16 protein-coding genes are annotated in these 18,923 nt (G+C 64.1%); 13 read left to right on the top strand and 3 right to left on the bottom strand.

Annotated elements, in window-relative coordinates; translation table 11 throughout:
* Positions 1–53: 53 nt before the first annotated feature.
* Positions 54–779 (bottom strand): GntR family transcriptional regulator, encoded by a 726-nt coding sequence (locus tag V5734_RS01795; RefSeq protein ID WP_347311822.1) that lies wholly within the window; start codon positions 777–779, stop codon positions 54–56.
* 131 nt (positions 780–910) lie between these two features.
* Here V5734_RS01795 and dctP point away from each other — a divergent pair, with 131 nt between their 5' ends.
* The 7 genes from dctP to V5734_RS01760 all read left to right on the top strand — a co-directional run bounded on the left by dctP (position 911) and on the right by V5734_RS01760 (position 8,024).
* Positions 911–1,933, top strand: a complete 1,023-nt coding sequence (gene dctP / locus V5734_RS01790) for a TRAP transporter substrate-binding protein DctP (protein WP_347311821.1) — start codon at positions 911–913, stop codon at positions 1,931–1,933.
* Positions 1,934–2,005: 72 nt separating this feature from the next.
* Entirely contained in the window at positions 2,006–2,527 is a 522-nt protein-coding gene (locus V5734_RS01785; protein WP_347311820.1) for a TRAP transporter small permease subunit, read from the top strand.
* Positions 2,517–3,833 carry a TRAP transporter large permease gene (locus V5734_RS01780; protein WP_347311819.1) on the top strand — a complete coding sequence of 439 codons (1,317 nt, stop codon included), beginning with the start codon at positions 2,517–2,519 and terminating at the stop codon, positions 3,831–3,833. Before V5734_RS01785 ends, V5734_RS01780 begins: the two co-directional genes overlap by 11 nt.
* A 12-nt stretch (positions 3,834–3,845) precedes the next feature.
* Positions 3,846–4,007, top strand: coding sequence for a hypothetical protein (locus V5734_RS01775; protein ID WP_347311818.1), 162 nt, complete (start codon positions 3,846–3,848; stop codon positions 4,005–4,007).
* A gap of 4 nt (positions 4,008–4,011) precedes the next feature.
* Positions 4,012–5,745 (top strand): L-arabinonate dehydratase, encoded by a 1,734-nt coding sequence (gene araD / locus V5734_RS01770; RefSeq protein ID WP_347311817.1) that lies wholly within the window; start codon positions 4,012–4,014, stop codon positions 5,743–5,745.
* A 9-nt stretch (positions 5,746–5,754) separates the two neighbouring features.
* Entirely contained in the window at positions 5,755–6,480 is a 726-nt protein-coding gene (locus V5734_RS01765) for a ribonuclease activity regulator RraA (protein WP_347311816.1), read from the top strand.
* Positions 6,481–6,491: 11 nt separating this feature from the next.
* Positions 6,492–8,024 (top strand): aldehyde dehydrogenase (NADP(+)), encoded by a 1,533-nt coding sequence (locus tag V5734_RS01760; RefSeq protein ID WP_347311815.1) that lies wholly within the window; start codon positions 6,492–6,494, stop codon positions 8,022–8,024.
* A 225-nt stretch (positions 8,025–8,249) separates the two neighbouring features.
* Here the strand turns inward: V5734_RS01760 and V5734_RS01755 are convergent, their stop codons facing one another.
* Positions 8,250–9,740 carry a multicopper oxidase family protein gene (locus tag V5734_RS01755; protein ID WP_347311814.1) on the bottom strand — a complete coding sequence of 497 codons (1,491 nt, stop codon included), beginning with the start codon at positions 9,738–9,740 and terminating at the stop codon, positions 8,250–8,252.
* A gap of 684 nt (positions 9,741–10,424) precedes the next feature.
* Positions 10,425–10,625, bottom strand: coding sequence for a heavy-metal-associated domain-containing protein (locus V5734_RS01750; RefSeq protein WP_347311813.1), 201 nt, complete (start codon positions 10,623–10,625; stop codon positions 10,425–10,427).
* Between the two features lie 246 nt (positions 10,626–10,871).
* On the opposite strand from V5734_RS01750, the gene V5734_RS01745 reads away from it, so the two are divergent.
* The 6 genes from V5734_RS01745 (at position 10,872) to V5734_RS01720 (ending at position 18,910) form a co-directional block, all read left to right on the top strand.
* Complete coding sequence (locus V5734_RS01745) at positions 10,872–11,846, top strand: heavy metal translocating P-type ATPase (RefSeq protein WP_432759656.1); 975 nt, start codon at positions 10,872–10,874, stop codon at positions 11,844–11,846.
* A 154-nt stretch (positions 11,847–12,000) separates the two neighbouring features.
* Positions 12,001–13,719 (top strand): PHA/PHB synthase family protein, encoded by a 1,719-nt coding sequence (locus V5734_RS01740; RefSeq protein ID WP_347313702.1) that lies wholly within the window; start codon positions 12,001–12,003, stop codon positions 13,717–13,719.
* A 63-nt stretch (positions 13,720–13,782) separates the two neighbouring features.
* Positions 13,783–15,177 carry a bifunctional enoyl-CoA hydratase/phosphate acetyltransferase gene (locus V5734_RS01735; RefSeq protein ID WP_347311812.1) on the top strand — a complete coding sequence of 465 codons (1,395 nt, stop codon included), beginning with the start codon at positions 13,783–13,785 and terminating at the stop codon, positions 15,175–15,177.
* Complete coding sequence (locus V5734_RS01730; protein ID WP_347311811.1) at positions 15,174–16,367, top strand: acetate/propionate family kinase; 1,194 nt, start codon at positions 15,174–15,176, stop codon at positions 16,365–16,367. Before V5734_RS01735 ends, V5734_RS01730 begins: the two co-directional genes overlap by 4 nt.
* Before the next feature lie 135 nt (positions 16,368–16,502).
* Positions 16,503–17,471: an LOG family protein gene (locus V5734_RS01725; protein ID WP_347311810.1), complete on the top strand. Its 969-nt coding sequence runs from the start codon at positions 16,503–16,505 to the stop codon at positions 17,469–17,471.
* 44 nt (positions 17,472–17,515) lie between these two features.
* Positions 17,516–18,910, top strand: a complete 1,395-nt coding sequence (locus V5734_RS01720; protein WP_347311809.1) for an MBL fold metallo-hydrolase — start codon at positions 17,516–17,518, stop codon at positions 18,908–18,910.
* The last annotated feature ends 13 nt before the right edge of the window (positions 18,911–18,923 follow it).

The raw sequence follows: 18,923 nt of genomic DNA, 5'->3' as shown, positions 1-18,923 counted from the left end.
GCGACTTTCATGCGGCTGGCGTCCTCGTCAATAGACAAAGACGTCGGCCAAGATCAGAAGTACTCCGGATGGCGCGCAACGATCTGCTCGACTTGCGCCAGGGTCCCCGAAAGATGCTCGCGTACCAGCTTTTCCGCCAGCTCCGGTTTTCCGTCTGCAATCGCTCCCAGGATGCGCTCGTGATAGTCAAGGATCTCGGACACTTTACCCGGATCGGGAAGGTTCAGTTTGCGAAGCCGATCGATGTGTCCCGACCGATCTGTGATAAGCTCCCAGAGATTTCCAACGCCCACGGCCTTGAAGAGCTCCCGGTGAAAGGTGCGGTCGAGATCCGCGAAGTAGGTGAGATCTCCAGCCTCATGTGCGGTGCGCTGACGCGCCAGTATAGCGCTGGCAGCGGCAATGCGATCGGGCTCGCGCGCAGCGGCAAGTCTTCTGGCAATCTCGATTTCGAGCGACATGCGGAGGAACTGGGTCTCCCGCGCCTGAGCCACGTCTATTCGTGACACTTCGGTCTTGGACTGCGGGAAGATATCAATGAGTCCCTCTTCCTCGAGCTTCATCAGCGCATCGCGCACGGGCGTTTGGCTGACGCCGTAGTAAACCGCGATTTCGTTCCGCGAGAGGTTTTCACCGGGGGCTAGCTCCAGCGTCAGGATTCGGCGGCGAAGGGCGTCGTGAATCTGCTGGCTTACGCTCGTCTTGCGAATCTGTTCGCGGACAATCTCTGCCTGCTCAACCGAGAAAGGCGCCAGTACGTCTATGGCTTTCTTGTTCATTTACAATGCTCTGAACGCTTCATTTTGCTTTCCGAGCTTGACGATACTACACACTTGCAGTCGATGCACTAATATATTAGTGTATCACTTGAGCGGGAAAATGCCCGCGCGACACTTTTTGGGAGGATCAAATGAAGCTCACCACGACTGCCTTGCTGGCGGCGACCGTTTCAATGACCGCCGGCATTGCGGCGGCCGAGACATTCAACGTGCAGACCTCGTTCAACGCTGGTGACTTTTCGACCCAGTACCTGACCGAAAACTGGCTACCCAAGATAAGCGAGATGACGGGCGGCCGCATCGAGATCGTGCTCACGCCGAACGGCTCCGTCGTGCCCGCGAAGGAAACGCCCGAGGCGGTGGCCGCCGGGGTTCTGGATGGCGACTTCACGTCGGTGAACTACTTCGCCGGCCTCGAACCCGCCTACGCGATCATGGGCGACCTCATCTCCGGCTACGACACGCCCCAGCAGATGCTGGGCTTCTGCAAGGACGGCGGTGGCGAGGCAATGATGCAAAAGGCCGCCGACAGCGTGACCGGCGGCGAAGTGCATGTCGTGGCTTGCGGCCCCTATTCGCGCGAGGCGCTTCCGGCCCGCACCCCAATCCGCACCTTTGAGGATCTCGCAGGCAAGAAGATCCGTTCGCCCGAGGGTCTGGCTGCCGCGGTGTTCGAGGCTGCAGGCGCATCGCCCGTTTCCATCCCGTTTTCGGAAGTTTTCGGCGCTCTGGAAAAGGGCATTGTCGATGCCGCCGATGCCTCGGCCTATGTGAACAACGACGCCACCGGCCTTCACGACGTGGCACCGTACCCGCTCTATCCGGGCATCCACTCGATGCCGTCGATGCAGTTCACCATCAACAAGGAGAAGTGGGACTCACTGTCGCCCGAGGACCAGAAGGCGCTGCGGGACTGGTGGTACGAGGCGATGTTCGCCATGGCCGACGAGGTTGCCAAGCAGGACGCCGAGCTCGCGGCCCGCGACGATGCCGGCGACAAGATCGAAGTGATCAACTGGGCCCAGGAAGACCGCGACCAGCTGCGCGAGGTCGCCCGCCAGCAGTGGGAAGAATACGCCAAGAAGTCGCCCCTGGCGAAAGAGGCGCTTGACGCCAACATCGCGTACATGACCGAGATCGGCCTCTTCAAGTAAGATCGCGGCCATCTGGCACCGCCTCGCCGAACGCGGTGGGGCGGCGCCCTCCAACCTTGCCCGGGGGAAGCGATGAAAAGCCTTCTGGCCCGATATGCCGATGTCATGGACAGCGTGAGCGTCTTCATCGGCCGGGGCTGCTCCGTCCTGTTCTTTGCTTGCGTCATCATATCGGCCCTCGAGGTGGTGATGCGCTACGGTTTCGATCGCCCGACCGTCTGGTCGACCGAACTCGCCATGACCCTCTGCGCAAGTGCCTGGGTGTTGTCGGTCGGCTTCGTGACCGAGCGCCATCGCCATATCTCGATCACCATGCTCGAACTTGTCGTCGGTCCGCGCATCTGGCGCCTGTTCCGCTTGCTCCAGATGGTCGTCGCCTTCTGTGCGGTCCTGGTTCTGACGATGGCGCTTTGGGGACCAGCGGCCAAGGTTCTGGCGCGAACCGAATATTCCGGCACCGCCTTCAATTCGATCCAGCCGACGATCTTCAAGGTCCTGATCGTGGTCGGCTGTCTGCTCTACATGGCGCAACTCGCCGCCAACATCATCCGCTGGGTCCAGCATACCGAGGGAGACGTGACCGGTGGGCATTGAGATCATCACCCTTCTGATCGTCGTCTCGCTTCTGGCGCTGATGGCGATCGGCGTTCCCCTCGGGATCACCACTTTGACGGTATCCCTTGCGACGGCGATCCTCTACTTCGGAACGCGGGCCGGGTTCTTCATCGTCGCGGCAAATGTCAGCGAAGTTCTGCACAAGTACGAACTGATCGCGGTGCCGTTCTTCGTCTTCATGGCGAACGTTCTCGAAAGATCGGGCATCGCGAAGTCGCTCTTCGACTCGATGGCCATTCTCGGCGGGCGTTTCCGCGGCTCGGTCGGTGTGCAGACCTGCATCGTGGCGGTCGTGCTGGCCGCGATGTCGGGTATCATGGGCGGCGAGATCGTCATGCTCGGCCTGATCGCCCTGCCGCAGATGCTCCGCCTCGGCTATGACAAGAAACTGTCGATCGGCATCATCTGCGCGGCCGGTGCTCTTGCCACGCTGATCCCGCCCTCGGTGGTGCTGATCATCTACGGGCTCGCGGCCCAGGTCTCGATCACCAAGCTGTTCGCGGCCTCGGCAGTGCCCGGCCTCATCCTCGCCACGCTCTACATCGCCTACATCCTCGTACGCGTCCGGCTGAATCCCGCGATGGCGCCGATCTACGACATCCCCGAAACCGGGCTGCCGTTCCTCAAGCGCCTGAAGTTCCTCTCCGGCGTGATCCTGCCTGGCCTGCTGATCGGCGCGGTGCTCGGCGTCATTTATTCGGGCGTGGCGACGGTGACAGAGGCGGCGGCGATCGGAGCGGTCGGAGCGGTCGTGGTCGCCGGGCTCCGCCGTGAGTTGACCTGGACGATGGCGCGCGACGCGATGCGCCAGACCGTGCTGACCGTCGGCTCGATCATCTGGCTCGTGCTCGGTGCCGTGTCCTTGATCGGGATCTACAACCGTATCGGTGGCGGGGACTTCCTGCGCGGAATGCTCGTCGGGCTCGACGTGCCGCCGATCATGGTGATCATCGTGATGATGCTGATCGTTATGGTGCTGGGCACCTTCCTGGAATGGATCGCGATCATCTTCATCACGGTCCCGATCTTCGCCCCCGTGGTCATCGACCTCGGTTTCGATCCGGTCTGGTTCGGCGTTCTCTTCGCGATGAACATCCAGATCTACTACCTGTCGCCGCCCTTCGGTCCCGCCTGTTTCTTCCTGAAATCGGTCGCCCCGAAGGGGATCGAGTTGCAGCACATCTTCGTCGCGGTCCTGCCCTTCATGGCACTTCAGGCGGCGGGGCTGTTCCTGGTGCTGTTTTTCCCGGACCTCGCCCTCTGGTTGCCGTCACTTCTGGATTGAGGAGGCCTCAAGATGACCGACGACAAGTTCACCCGTCAGGACGAGGACATCTCCGCGCCTGAATTCGCCTCCGAAGAAACGCGCGACAAGCACGAGTTCGGCAACTGGCCCGAGGTATTCGGGTTCTTGCTGACCGCGTTTCTTTTCTGGCTGACCTTCGCATTGACCGGATAATCGCATGACCCGCAAAGACCCCAAAGACCTCCGTTCGGCTCGCTGGTTCGCCCCCGACGACCTGCGCAGCTTCGGCCACCGCAGCCGAATGATGCAGCTCGGCTATGCCGAGGAGGATTTCCGCGACAAACCGGTGATCGGGATTCTCAACACATGGTCAGAGTTGAACACCTGCCACGCGCATTTCCGCGAGCGCGTTCAGGACGTGAAGCGCGGCGTCCTTCAGGCCGGAGGTTTCGGAGTCGAGATGCCGGCGCTGTCGCTTGATGAAAGCTACCTGAAACCCACCTCGATGCTCTACCGCAACATGCTCGCGATGGAGACCGAGGAGATGGTCCGCGCCCATCCCCTGGACGGGGTGGTGCTGATGGGCGGATGCGACAAGACCACGCCGGGGCTGGTCATGGGCGCGATCTCGGCCGGTGTGCCGATGATCTACCTCCCCGCCGGTCCGATGCTGCGCGGCAACTACGCGGGCAAGATCCTCGGCTCTGGATCGGATGCCTGGAAATACTGGGACGAGCGGCGCGCGGGCAACATTTCGGACGCCGAGTGGCTGGGCGTGCAGGGTGGGATCGCGCGGTCCGCGGGCACCTGCATGACGATGGGGACGGCCTCGACCATGACGGCGATCGCCGACGCGATGGGGCTGACGCTGCCCGGCGCCTCGTCCATCCCGGCCGTGGATTCCGGCCACCAGCGGATGTCGGCCGACTGCGGCCGCCGCATCGTCGAGATGGTCTGGGAAGACCTGACGCCCGACCGGATCATCACCGACGGCGCCTGCCGCAACGCCGCGATCGTCGCCATGGCGACGGGCTGTTCCACGAATGCCGTCGTCCACCTTATCGCCATGGCGCGGCGTACGGGAGTCGATCTCACGCTTGACGACCTTGACGACCTGGGGCGCGAAACGCCGCTCATTGCCAATGTTCGGCCCTCGGGCAAGGACTATCTGATGGAGGACTTCTTCTACGCCGGCGGCCTGCGCGCCCTGATGAAGCAGATCGAAGGAAGGCTCGATACCACTTGCCTGACCGTGACCGGCAAGACTTTGCGCGAAAACCTCGAAGGGGCGGAGGTCTACAATGACGACGTGATCCGGCCGCTTTCGAACCCGGTCTATGCCGAGGGCTCGCTTGCCGTGTTGCGCGGCAATCTCTGCCCCGACGGCGCGGTCATCAAGCCCGCCGCCTGCGATCCGAAGTTCTGGATGCATGAGGGCCCGGCCCTCGTCTTCGACAGCTATCCCGAAATGAAGAAGGCCGTGGACGACGAGGATCTGGAGATCACGCCCGATACCGTGATGGTCCTGCGCAATGCCGGGCCGCAGGGCGGGCCGGGTTTCCCGGAATGGGGCATGCTGCCGATTCCGAAGGCGCTTCTGAAGCAGGGCCACCGCGACATGCTGCGGATCTCGGACGCCCGCATGTCAGGTACGTCCTATGGCGCCTGCGTGTTGCATGTCGCGCCAGAAAGCTTCGTCGGCGGGCCGCTCGCGCTTCTGCAGACAGGCGACACCGTGCGGCTCGACCTGCCCAACCGGCGCCTCGACATGCTGGTCGCAGACGCCGAACTCACCCGCCGGCGCGCAGAATGGAGCGCACCCAAACCGCGCTATGAACGCGGCTACGGCTACATGTTCGCGCGCCATGTCACGCAGGCCGATCAGGGCTGTGATTTCGACTTTCTGCAATCCGATTTCGGCAAGACCGCCGGCGAACCCGACATCTTCTGAGGCCAGACCATGACCGATTACATCCTTTCCGACGAGACCCGCGCGAAGCTGAAGCGGGTCTCCACCGCGTCCATCGCCACGCAGCTATACAAACGCGGCCTGCGCAACCAGTTCATCCAGGGCGTGCGCCCCGTCGCGCCGAAGAGCGAGAACATGGTCGGTCAGGCGTTTACCCTGCGCTACATCCCGGCGCGCGAGGACCGCAACCCGCTCGAGGTCTTTCGCAATGCCGATCACCCGCAGCGGGTCGCGGTGGAAACCTGTCCGCCCGGTCATGTGCTCGTAATGGATGCGCGCAAGGACGCCTCGGCCGCGACCGCGGGGTCGATCCTGGTCACGCGGCTTGCCGTGCGCGGTTGTGCCGGCGTCGTGTCGGATGGCGGGTTCCGCGACGCGGACGGGATCGGCAAGCTGAACATGCCGGCCTATTGCGCCGGCCCGTCCGCACCGACCAACCTGACGAAGCACGAAGCGCTGGACCTGAACATCCCCGTAGCGTGCGGCGATGTCGCGGTGTTTCCCGGCGACGTGCTGGTCGGCGACCGCGACGGGGTAATGGTGATCCCGGCCCATCTTGCCGACGAGATTGCCGAGGTCTGCGCCGGCATGGAAAGCTTCGAGGATTTCGTGCTGGAAGAGGTTCTGGCGGGCGCGCCGATCATCGGTCTCTATCCCTGCACAAAGGAAGAGAACCAAAAGAAATACGAAGAGTGGCGCAAGAAAACCGGCCGCTGAGGAGTGACGATATGGCCTATACCCCTCATGGGCGTCACCTGATTGCCGGCGACTGGACCGCAGGTGCGGCGACCTTCGCCTCCTCCCCCGCGCACGGGGCCGCGCGCGCCTTCGCCGTCGGCACGCCGGACCTTGTCGCCCGGGCCTGCGCCGCCGCGGAGGAGGCGTTCTGGTCCTATGGCTATTCGACGCGAGAGGAGCGCGCCGCGTTCCTCAACGCCATCGCCGACGAGATCGAGGCGCGGAGCGAGGCGATCACCGCAATCGGCACCTCCGAGACCGGCCTGCCCGAGGCGCGTCTGAACGGCGAACGCGGGCGCACCACCGGCCAGCTTCGCCTCTTCGCGTCCCACATCCTCAAGGGCGATTACCTCGACCGCCGCCATGACGCGGCGCTTCCCGACCGCCAGCCCCTGCCGCGCCCCGACTTGCGGATGATCCAGCGGCCCATCGGGCCGGTCGCGGTCTTCGGCGCCTCGAACTTCCCGCTCGCCTTCTCGACGGCGGGCGGCGACACCGCCGCAGCGCTCGCCGCCGGTTGCCCGGTGGTGGTCAAGGGCCACTCCGCCCATCCCGGCACCGGCGAGATCGTGGCCGAGGCGATCCATGCCGCGATCCGTACGACCGGAATGCCGGCCGGGGTGTTCTCGCTGATCCAGGGCGGCCGCCGCGACGTCGGCGAGGCGCTCGTCACCGATCCGCGCATCCGCGCCGTGGGCTTCACCGGCTCGCTCGCCGGCGGCCGCGCGCTTTTCGACCTTTGCGCCTCCCGTCCCGACCCGATCCCGTTCTTCGGCGAACTCGGCAGCGTCAACCCGATGTTCCTCCTGCCGTCGGCGCTGAAGGCGCGGGGGCCGGAGATCGCCAGGGGCTGGGCCGGGTCGCTGACGATGGGCGCGGGCCAGTTCTGCACCAATCCCGGGATCGCCGTCGTCATCCACGGACCCGACGCCGACGCTTTCACCACCGCCGCGACCGAGGCACTTTCACACATCGGCGCGCAGGTCATGCTGACCGACGGCATCGCCGCCGCTTACCGGCAGGGGCGGGACCGGATCGCGGGATCACAGGGCGTGCAGGAGGTTCTGACCTCGATGTGCGACCTGAGAAACGCGACGCCCTACCTGTTCGCGACGACCGGCCGGGAGTGGCTTTCCAACCACGCGCTTGGAGAGGAGGTCTTCGGGCCTCTGGGCCTGATCGTGCGCGCCGCCGATGCCGCCGAGATGGAAGAGATTGCGCGAAGCCTGCAAGGACAGCTCACCTGCACCCTGCACCTCGACGCCGGCGACACGGCGCTCGGCCAGAAGCTGATGCCCGTTCTCGAACGGAAAGCCGGCCGGGTGCTGGCGAACGGCTTTCCGACGGGCGTCGAGGTTTGCGACGCGATGGTCCACGGCGGACCCTACCCCGCCTCGACCAATTTCGGCGCCACCTCGGTCGGAACCCTATCCATCCGAAGGTTCCTCAGACCGGTCTGCTACCAGAACATGCCGGACGATCTTTTGTCAGGGGATCTATTACACCCGTCTGTAGAGGTATGAAGCGAACGCAGGTTGCATATCTGGCGGATGGCGCAAGCGGACATTTATGCGGCGCGCAGCGAATGTCCTCTTTCCGACGACTTCGGTGGAAATGTTAAGCTCGTTCAATCGGATCGTGCATATGTTCAGTCAGGCGCACCTTCCGATACAAGTCCACGGTGAAAATCCTCCCGCCCTCCCTGTCGCCAGAAAGGGCAAAAGTGGCCGACTTTTGCGCCGCCGTTCTCAGGCCGATGCGGTGACCTGGAACTCGGTCATCATGCCCGTGGCAAGATGCGGCATGTGATGGCAGTGGAGCATCCAGCGCGCGGCTTCTCCGGCGTCGAGCGCAACAGCCACCATCGACATCGGCGGCACGTAGACGGTGTCGCGAAGGGCGCCTGCGAAGCGCCGGCCGTTGATCTCGACCACCTGGAAGACGTGACCGTGCAGGTGCATCGGGTGACCCATCATCGACATGTTGTGGAACATCAGTTCCACCCGCTCGCCGGGTCTCGCAAGCACGGGTGTATGACTGCCCCAGGTCTGCCCGTCGATCGTCCAGACATAGGGCTGCATCGTGCCGCCGAGCATCAGCATCCGGCTGCGGTCGATCGGGCGCTCGGGCAAGCCGGCTTCGGCGATCAGGCGCGCCTCCTGCGCCAGATCGGTGTCGAAGGCCGGTGCCTCAGCTTCGGCCAGAGAGACGATCCGCCGGACTTCGGCACCCGCGGTTGCCAGTATGAGCCCGGTGCGCTCCCGGGCGCCTTCCCGCAGGGCCAGGATCGGCCAGGCACCGGCTTCGCCTGGCAGATCGATCTCGAGATCAAGCCGCTGCCCCATCGCCAGGCCGAACCGGCCGCCGGAGAGCGGCCTTACTGCGTGTCCGTCCACCGCCACGAGGCGAGACTCGGCCGTGCCAGTGTCGATCCAGAACACGGTCGCCGCGGCCGCATTGATCACTCGCAAGCGGACGCGCCCGCCGCGCTCGACGGTTACCACCTCCGGATCGGCCAGCGAGCGATCGTTCGCGAGATAGGCGTCCCAGTCGTGGTCGTTGAGATCCATTGCCATGCCGTCCATGCTCCCCATCAACATGCCAGCCATTTTCATCCCCGGCATGCCGTGGCCCGTCGCCGTGTGATCGGCGGGCGTGGCCGGGGCCGTGCCGTGCGCGGCATGTCCACCTCCGGCATGTCCGCCGGTGATTTCGGACAGAACCTCTTCGGGTTCCTTGAACGAGAAATCGTGCAGGAACAGGACGACCTCCTGCCGGTCCGCCGCGACATCCTCGGCCGAGCGCACGATCAGCGGCGCGGCCAGTAACCGCATTTCCTGCGTAGGGATGTGGCTGTGCATCCAATGGGTGCCCGAACGTGGGGAAAAGTCGTAGGTGCGGATTTCGCCCGGCGCGAGCACTGGCATGGGCATGTCGGGCACACCGTCCTGCGCATTGGGCGGGATCTGTCCATGCCAATGTACGATCGTGGGCTGGTCGAGATCATTTGTCAGCGCCACATGAAACCGTGCGCCCGGGTCCAGCACGAGGCCCTGGCCTCCGTCTGGGCGCACGAGGCCCCAGACGCTGGCTGAACGGCCGTCGACCTCGATGGTTCTGCGCGCCGCCGCAAGGGCGATCGGCGCTGACGTCTGGGCCCGCGCGATAGCGGGCAGTTGGGAAACCGCGCAGGCGGCGGCCCCTGCGGCCAGGAGGCCGCGTCTCGTGAATGTCGTCATCTTCGTCTCCTTGGACCTCAAAGGGTCCGAATGAATTGGGTTTGCCCGGTCGCTTGCGACCGCATCCGATCAGACGAAGACATGTTTCGGAGGGCGTTCAACTGCTTCGGGCGTCGTTCCACTCGGTAGAACACCAAGGCCGACGACAAATCTGTCCTCGCGCCACAGTCGCCGAAGGAGAATTGGTCGAACCGGATGAAACCCCGCGATCGCGGCGCAGAAGAGTTGGCAGTCTATGACTCCGCGGTGTTTCCCGGTGTCGTCCTGGACGTATTCTGCGTTATGATGCCCACAATCCATGACCAGGTGCTGCTCCACAGCAGTCGTCGGTTGAGCATGAACCCTCTGTGCCGACCCGAGTGTCGCCATCAGCAGAATTGATAGAGCCGGAACCCAGAGTCGCTTCATCGCAGCAGTATTATGGCATTTGCGATCAACACGGAATCAAGTCTCCGTTTGTCGTTCGGATGGGCCACTCGTTCTTGGAGTAGCCCATCCATCGCCGCATCAGTTTCCCAGATGACCTGCGCCATGCCCGGTCGTCTGGACTTGTGTCTGATCCTGCCGATCGTCCTCGCCAGTCCCGGCCACGGTGGTCCGGACTTGAAGACGCGTCAGGCTGAACGCGGCGGCAAACGCGGTTCCGAGAAACAGGGTAGAAAGACGTGGCATGGCGCACCTCCGTCACGCGGCTTCGCGTGTGGCGGGGTAACCAGTCTCGGCGAGAACGGCCTCGATTTCGATGCGTGCCGCCGACGTCTCGACCTCGACCTTGCGGTTCTCGGGATCGGCCTTGATGACCGCACCCTTGTCGACAGGCTGGATCGCCTTGGTCACGCTCCGGGCGCAGCCGAAGCATGTCATGTTTTCGATGTGGAATTGCATGTTTGCCTCCTTTGTTTGCTTGGCGAGACAAGACGTGGGCATTCCCGGCATTGGAGGGTCAAGTGGGGAGTTTCAGAATCTTTTCGGGCTCACTCAGAAGCCGGTTTTGCGCGGTTTCGCTTAGAGGATCACGCGCGCGCAGACGTCCGCCTTGCCGCGCCTGTCTAGCGTGCTTGTCTGATCCGTGCGGTCGAGGATGCCGGATACACCGTTACGGCGTCGACCGCGGAACTGGCGATCGACGGCATGACCTGCGCCTCCTGTGTCGGTCGCGTTGAGCGCGCGTTGCGCTCCGCGCCGGGTGTCACCGACGCCACCGTGAACCTTGCCACCGAACGGGCGACCGTGAAGGGTAGCGTCGATGCCGCCACGCTGATCAAGGTGGTTTCGGAAGTCGGCTATGAGGCACGCCTCGTAGATCGGAGTAATACAGCCAGTGCCGAGGCGGAGGCGCAGAAGGAAGAGCGCCGCGTCCTCTCACGCGACCTGGGGGTCGCAGCGGCTCTGACGGCGCCAGTCTTCCTGCTCGAAATGGGCAGCCATGTCATTCCGGGGATGCACCACCTGATCGCCTCGACCATCGGCATGACTGCGAGCTGGCTGATCCAGTTCGCGCTGACGACACTCGTGCTCGCCTTCCCCGGCATCCGCTTCTTCCAGAAAGGCATCCCGGCGCTCCTGCGCGCCGCACCCGACATGAACAGCCTCGTCGCCGTCGGTACGTTGGCGGCCTACACCTTTTCTCTTGTCGCGACCTTCGCGCCGGGCCTGTTGCCCGTGGGCACGGTCAACGTCTACTACGAAGCCGCCGCGGTAATCGTCTCGCTTGTCCTCGTGGGCCGGGTTCTGGAAGCGCGCGCCAAGGGCCGGACGTCCGAGGCAATCAAGCGGCTCGTCGGACTGCAGGCCAAGACTGCCCGCGTGCGGCGCGCTACTAGCGTCATCGAAATCGAGGTCGCGGACGTCGCCCCCGGCGATATCATCGAGGTCCGTCCGGGCGAACGCGTTCCGGTCGACGGCGAGGTGATCGAGGGCGAGAGCTGGATCGACGAGTCGATGATTACCGGCGAACCGCTGCCGGTCGCCACGTCGGCGGGTGCCCAGGTCACCGGCCGCCGGCCACTCATCCTTGGCACGCTCGTCCACACGGGCAACGACGCCTATATGCCAGCGACAGGTCGATTGATCCGCATCAAGGTCTTCGACACCAGGCGGGTCTAAGCGCGGTGCCGACACTTTCATTCCGTCACGGAGGGTCCGAATGGCTCGCCAGAACACTTCCAGCACCGTCACACCGCTCCGCCGCGACGACCACGACATCAGGCCGGCGCGGAAATCGCCGGTTGATACAAGCTACGGGGATGCACCGACGGGCATGTCCATAGCCGCGGAATCGCTGCTCGAGGATTACGACAAGGGCCTGAAGGCTCTGGCGGCGCGCGTCACCTCCGGCATATCGCCCATTGCGCTGGCGGATGCCTGGGCCGACTGGGCGCTGCATCTTGCCACATCGCCCGGCAAGCAGCTTCACCTGACAGCGAAGGCGGCCCGCAAGACGCAGCGGCTGGCCGGATTCCTGGAAGCCTGCGCGAAGCACAAGGGTCAGGCGGACTGCTGTATCGAGCCCCTGCCGCAGGACCGCCGGTTCCGCGATCCGGCCTGGCAGAAATGGCCCCACAACGTGATGTCACAGGCTTTCCTGCTGAACCAGCAGTGGTGGCACAACGCGACCACGGGGGTTCGCGGCGTCACCAAGCAGCATGAGAACGTGGTGGAATTCGCTGCGCGGCAAATGCTCGACGTCTTCTCGCCGTCGAACTATCCGTGGACCAATCCCGAGGTCGTCGCGCGGACGCAAGAGACCGGGGGGATGAACTTCGTCCTCGGCTGGCAGAACTTCCTCACGGACGTGCAGCGCCGACTCAGTGGCGAGAAGCCTGCCGGTGCCGAAGACTACGTGGTTGGCAAAACGATTGCCGCGACATCCGGAAAGGTCGTGTTCCGCAACCGGTTGATCGAGCTTATTCAATACGCGCCGACGACGGAGAAGGTCCGCCCAGAACCTGTGTTGATCGTCCCAGCCTGGATCATGAAGTATTACATCCTCGATCTGTCGCCGGAGAATTCGCTCGTGCGCTACCTGACGGATCAGGGGTTCACCGTCTTCATGATCTCGTGGCGAAACCCCGATGCAAAGGATCGCGACCTCGGGATGGAGGAATACCGCGAGTTGGGGATCATGGCAGCCCTCGACGCGATCGGCGAGGGCTGCGGCGCGGAAAAGGTCCATGCGATGGGCTACTGCCTTGGTGGAACGCTCCTGTCGATCGCTGCCGCCGCGATGGCACGGGATGGCGATGACCGTCTGAAAAGCGTGACGCTTCTCGCCACCCAGACCGACTTCACCGAGGCCGGCGAACTGATGCTGTTCATCAACGAAAGCCAGATCGCCTTCCTCGAGGACATGATGTGGGAAAAAGGCTACCTCGATACCCAGCAGATGGCCGGGGCGTTCCAGATCCTGCGCTCGAACGACCTGATCTGGTCGCGTATCGTGCGGCAATACCTCATGGGGGAGCCGGAGCGGATGAACGACCTGATGGCCTGGAACGCCGACGCGACGCGGATGCCCTACCGGATGCATTCCGAATATCTGCGGCATCTCTTTCTCGACAACGACCTGGCCGAAGGGCGGTATCTGGTCGACAATGAGCCGATCGCCATGATCGACATCCGGGCGCCGGTCTTCCTTGTCGGGACCGAGCGTGACCATGTGGCGCCGTGGCATTCGGTCTACAAGTTCCACCTTCTGTCGGACACCGAGGTGACATTCGTCCTCACCAGCGGCGGGCATAATGCCGGCATCGTCTCCGAACCCGGTCATCCCGGGCGCCGATTCCGGATCCAGACCCGCGACCACGACGCCAAGTATGTGGATCCCGAGCGGTGGGTCGAAGAGACGCCCGCCAAGGATGGGTCGTGGTGGCCGGCGCTCGCCGACTGGCTCGCCGCGCGGTCGGGCGATCCGGTCGCACCGCCGCCGATAGGACCGGCGATCTGCGATGCGCCCGGCACCTACGTATTCCAGCAATAGCGTCGATGGCCGGACCCGTGCCCACCGGTCGGCACCGAAGCCTGAGCCGAACAGGAAAGAAGCATGCAGTATATCGAGAACCGGACCTTCGACGAGATCAGGATCGGCGACACGGCGCAGATCGTCCGCACGTTGAAGCCCGAGGACATCGAGCTTTTCGCGGTGATGTCCGGCGATGTGAACCCGGCCCATGTCGATGAGGAATACGCCCATTCTGACATGTTCCACAAAGTCATTGCCCACGGCATGTGGGGCGGTGCCCTGATCTCCGCCGTGCTCGGGACCGAATTGCCGGGACCGGGCACGATCTATCTCGATCAGAACCTGAAGTTCCGTCACCCGGTCGGGATCGGCGACACGGTGGAGGTGCGGGTCACCGTCGCGGCGAAGGACGCGGCGCGCAAGCAGCTCACGCTCGATTGTCGCTGCACCAACCAGAAGGGTGAGATCGTCATCGAGGGCCAAGCGGTGGTCATCGCGCCGACCGAGAAGGTGCGCCGGCCCCGCGCGGTCCTTCCGGAGGTGCACCTGCACGAACAGGGCGCCCGCTACCGTGACCTGCTCGCGGCGACGCATGACCTGCCGCCCGTGCGGATGGCCGTCGTGCATCCCTGCGACGCGCTTTCGCTGACCGGCGCGCTGGAAGCGGCGTCGCAGGGCATGGTCGTTCCCATCCTCGTCGGACCGCACGACAAGATCGTGGCGGTGGCGAAGGATGCGGGCCAGAACCTCGACGGCGTCGAGATCGTCGACGCACCGCACAGCCATGCCGCGGCGGAGCGCGCCGTGGCCCTTGTCCGCGAGGGCAAGGCCGACGTGCTGATGAAGGGCAAGCTCCACACCGACGAACTCATGGCGCCAGTCGTAGACCGCGACACCGGCCTCAGGACCGAGCGTCGGATAAGCCATATCTTCGCGCTCGACGTGCCGCATTACCCCAAGCCGCTTTTCGTCACCGATGCGGCGATCAACATCTTTCCTGACCTCGATACCAAGCGCGACATCGTCCAGAACGCGATCGACCTTGCCCACGCGCTCGGCATCGCCCGGCCCAAGGTGGCGATTCTGTCGGCGGTCGAGACGGTCTATCCGAAGATCCCGTCGACGATCGAGGCCGCCGCGCTTTGCAAGATGCTCGACCGTGGGCAGCTTACCGGGGGGATCATCGACGGGCCGCTCGCCTTCGACAATGCCGTGTCCAGGACGGCGGCCGAGGCGAAGGGCATCCGGTCCGAAGTGGCGGGCGACGCCGATATTCTCGTCGTGCCCGACCTCGAGGCCGGCAACATGATCGCCAAGCAGCTCATCTATCTGGCCGGCGCCGAATCGGCTGGGATCGCCCTTGGCGCGCGGGTGCCGATCGTGCTGACAAGCCGGGCGGACGGCGTGATGTCACGGCTCGCGTCCTGCGCGATGGCGCAGCTTTACACCGCCTATCGGGCAAAAGGCGCGGTATGACATCCATCATCCTCGTTCTCAATGTCGGCTCGTCGAGCATCAAGTTCGCCGCCTATCCCGCCGGCGGGAACGAAACGCCGATGCTGCGCGGAAAGATTGCCGGGATCGGCACCGATCCCCGGTTTACGCTTTCCGGAGCGGGTATGGATGCCGCCACGTTCGGCCCGATCTCGGCCGATGCGGGGCAGGAAGACCTGACCGTCCGGCTGCTGCGATGGCTGGATGCGGATACAGCGCTCGGTCCCGTCGTCGGCGTCGGTCACCGCGTCGTCCATGGGGGAACGGAATTTTCCGCGCCGGTCCGCATTGACGCGCGGGTCCTCGAAACCCTCGCCGCGCTCGAACCGCTGGCACCGCTCCATCAGCCCTTCAACCTCGCCGCCATTCGTGCGGTCGCCGCCCGCCATCCCGACCTGCCGCAGATCGCCTGTTTCGACACGGCCTTCCACCAAAGCCAAGGTGAACTCGCACGGCTCTTCGCCTTGCCGCGCCGCTTCGCCGCGCGTGGCGTCTTGCGTTACGGCTTCCACGGCCTGTCCTACGAATTCATCGCGGGGGAACTGCCACGCCATCTGGGCGATAGGGCCGACGGACGCGTTGTCGTCGCGCATCTCGGCAACGGGGCGAGCATGTGTGCGATGCATGGGCGGAAAAGCGTCGCAACCAGCATGGGTTTCACCGCGCTCGACGGATTGGTCATGGGGCGGCGCTGCGGAACGCTCGACGCCGGTGTCGTGCTTTACATGCAGCGCGAAATGGGAATGTCCGCCGACGAGATCGAGGATGTTCTCTATAGGCAGTCCGGCCTGCTCGGAGTCTCCGGTATCAGCCCGGACATGCGCGTGCTTGAGGACAGCGACGATCCAAAGGCCAGGGAGGCGATCGACCTATTCTGCTATCGCGCCGCCATGACCCTGGCCGGGCTGGTCGCCGCGCTTGGCGGGCTTGACGCCATCGTCTTCACAGCCGGCATCGGCGAGAACTCGGCGCGTATCCGGCGTCTTATCTGCGAGCGGCTGGATTGGCTCGGCGTCAGCCTCGATCCCGATGCCAATACGGCAAATGCCACGCGCATCGGCAAGGCCGGGTCGCGTTGCGACGTGCTTGTCCTGCCAACGGACGAGGAATGCGTGATCGCCCGCTCAACCAAGCGACTGCTCGGCGCCGGTCGCTTGGCAAGCGGACACTGATCGGCACGGGCGATTGATCTCGGTCATCTCCCGCACCCGGTTGCCGGACTATTTTGCTTGAAGGCCGGCTCTCTGAGGGATGCTGGTCCCCGGGCGGATGGCCCGACCTGCCCATGTCGTCTTGGGAGATGCCAGATGGTGAAGACCGATCCGGACCGCCCTGAAATGCGGAAGGCGGCGGCCCCGCGAGAGGTTCCGCTTCCTTGGCAAACCCCGAAGCCGGATTCCGACGATCCCAACGCTGCCGTCAGGATCCGGGCGATCATGGACAGCGATGCATACAGGCAGGCCGACGAGGATGTCTCGTTCCTCCAGTCGGACGATGTTCGTTCCGTCCGTCTTCAACTCGACTTCCTCAAGGCAGAATACGGTCTGAACCAGCATGATATCTGTCACACCATCGTGGTGTTCGGGAGCACGCGCATCTCCGAACCATCCGCTGCACGGACGCGAGAGGAGGCGGCGCGGAAGCGGCTGGCCGACGATCCGGACAATCCGAAGCTGCGGCAGGCGCATGCGATCGCAGAACGGATCGTCGACAAGAGCCGCTACTACGCGGTGGCACGCGAATTCGCGGCCGGGATCAGCGGCTGCCTCGACGCGCAGGACGGCGGCACCATCGCCCTCATGACCGGCGGCGGGCCGGGCCTGATGGAGGCGGCCAACCGGGGCGCCTTCGATGTCGGCGCCAAATCCGTAGGGCTGAACATCACGTTGCCGCACGAACAATACCCCAATCCCTACCTCACCCCCGGTCTCTGCTTCCGGTTTCACTATTTCGCGCTCCGCAAGATGCACTTTCTGCACCGGGCCCGCGCCCTTGTCGCCTTTCCCGGCGGCTACGGCACGTTCGACGAGTTGTTCGAGACGCTGACGCTGGTGCAGACGCGCAAGATCGACCCCCTGCCGATTGTTCTCGTCGGGCGCGAATTCTGGGAAAGGGCGGTCGATTTCCCGTTCCTCGTCGCCGAGGGCGTGATCGACCCCGAAGATGAAGACCTGTTCTCCTATGCGGAGACGGCCGACGAAATCCGCGACCAGATCGTCGGATGGTACGCCGCCAGCGGCAGATCTGTATTTCGGGCGCCGGCCCAAGATCGATGAACCTGCCGCCAATACCGGACAGCTGAAAAGAAGGAGCCTTCAAGATGGAGCTATCGTTTCACGGCGCTGCACAAAATGTCACCGGCTCCTGCCATTTGCTGACCTGCGCGGGTCTTCGCATCCTGATCGACTGCGGGATGTTCCAGGGAAGCCGGCATGCCGACGAAGATAACACAGAGCCATTCGGATTCGACCCTGCCGAGATAGACTTCCTCCTGCTGACCCATGCCCATCTCGACCATTGCGGGCGTATCCCGCTGCTCGTGAAACGCGGGTTCAAGGGCGAGATCATCACCACGGCCGCGACCCGCGATCTCGCGAAGCTCATCATGATGGACTCCGCCCATATCCAGGAAGAGGACGCGACCCACGCCTCGCGGCGCGCGCGCAGGCGTGGCAACAAGCAGATAGAGCCGCTTTACGACGTGCCCGATGTTCTGACGACGCTCGATTATTTCGGGCGCGTCGTCGCCTACGGCGAAGTGCTTCACTTGAGCGACCAGGTCACCGCGCGCTTCGAAGACGCGGGGCATATCCTCGGTTCGGCCTCGATCGTGATCGACGCGACGGAGAGCGGCGAAAGCCGGAGGATCGTCTTTTCCGGCGATCTCGGGAATCGCGGTCATGAGGTTCTGGCGGATCCGACGCCGCCGCCCGAAGCGGATTACGTCGTGATGGAAACGACCTATGGCGACCGTCTTCACAAGAATCTGGACGAGTCCGTCGCAGAGCTTGTCGATGCTATCCGACAGACCATCGCAAGCGGCGGAAACACCGTAATTCCGACCTTTGCGTTGGAGCGCGCCCAGGAAATCCTGTTCCACCTGAAACGCGCAATCGAGAACGGCGAGCTTCCGTCCGCCCTCCCCGTCTTCCTTGACAGCCCGATGGCGGTGTCGGCAACCGAGATCTTCCGCCGCCATGCCGAAGGCTTCCGGTCCGCCTTGCGCGACGAGATGCGAGAGGGGCGGCATCCGTTCAAACTGCCCGGATTGCGGTTCACGCGGCAGGTGGCGGACTCCATGGCGATCAACAATATCCGCGGCGGCGCGGTGATCATGGCCGGGTCGGGCATGTGCACCGGCGGGCGCGTGCAGCACCATCTGAAACACAATCTCTGGCGGCCGGAATCCAGCGTCGTCTTCGTCGGCTTCGCCGCCGAGGGAACGCTGGCGCGGAAGATCATCGACGGCGCGAAGTCGGTCCGGATCTATGGAGAGGATATCCAGGTGAACGCGCGCATCCACACGATCAACGGCTTTTCCGCCCATGCTGACCAAAGGGAGTTGCTCGACTGGATCGCGCCGGCCGGGGCGCCGAAAAAGGTCTTCCTCGTTCATGGCGACAAGGAGAAAGGCATGGAGAAGATGCGCAAGGAACTGACGAAGCGCGGCCTCGATCCCTATTGCCCCACGCTTCACGACGCGGTCGAACTCTAGCGTCGTCGACGTA

Origin of the sequence: Defluviimonas sp. SAOS-178_SWC, assembly GCF_039830135.1 — a bacterium.
GTDB lineage: Bacteria > Pseudomonadota > Alphaproteobacteria > Rhodobacterales > Rhodobacteraceae > Albidovulum.
Note: the sequence above shows the minus strand (reverse complement) of the source record. Positions and strands in the feature narration are given on the sequence as shown.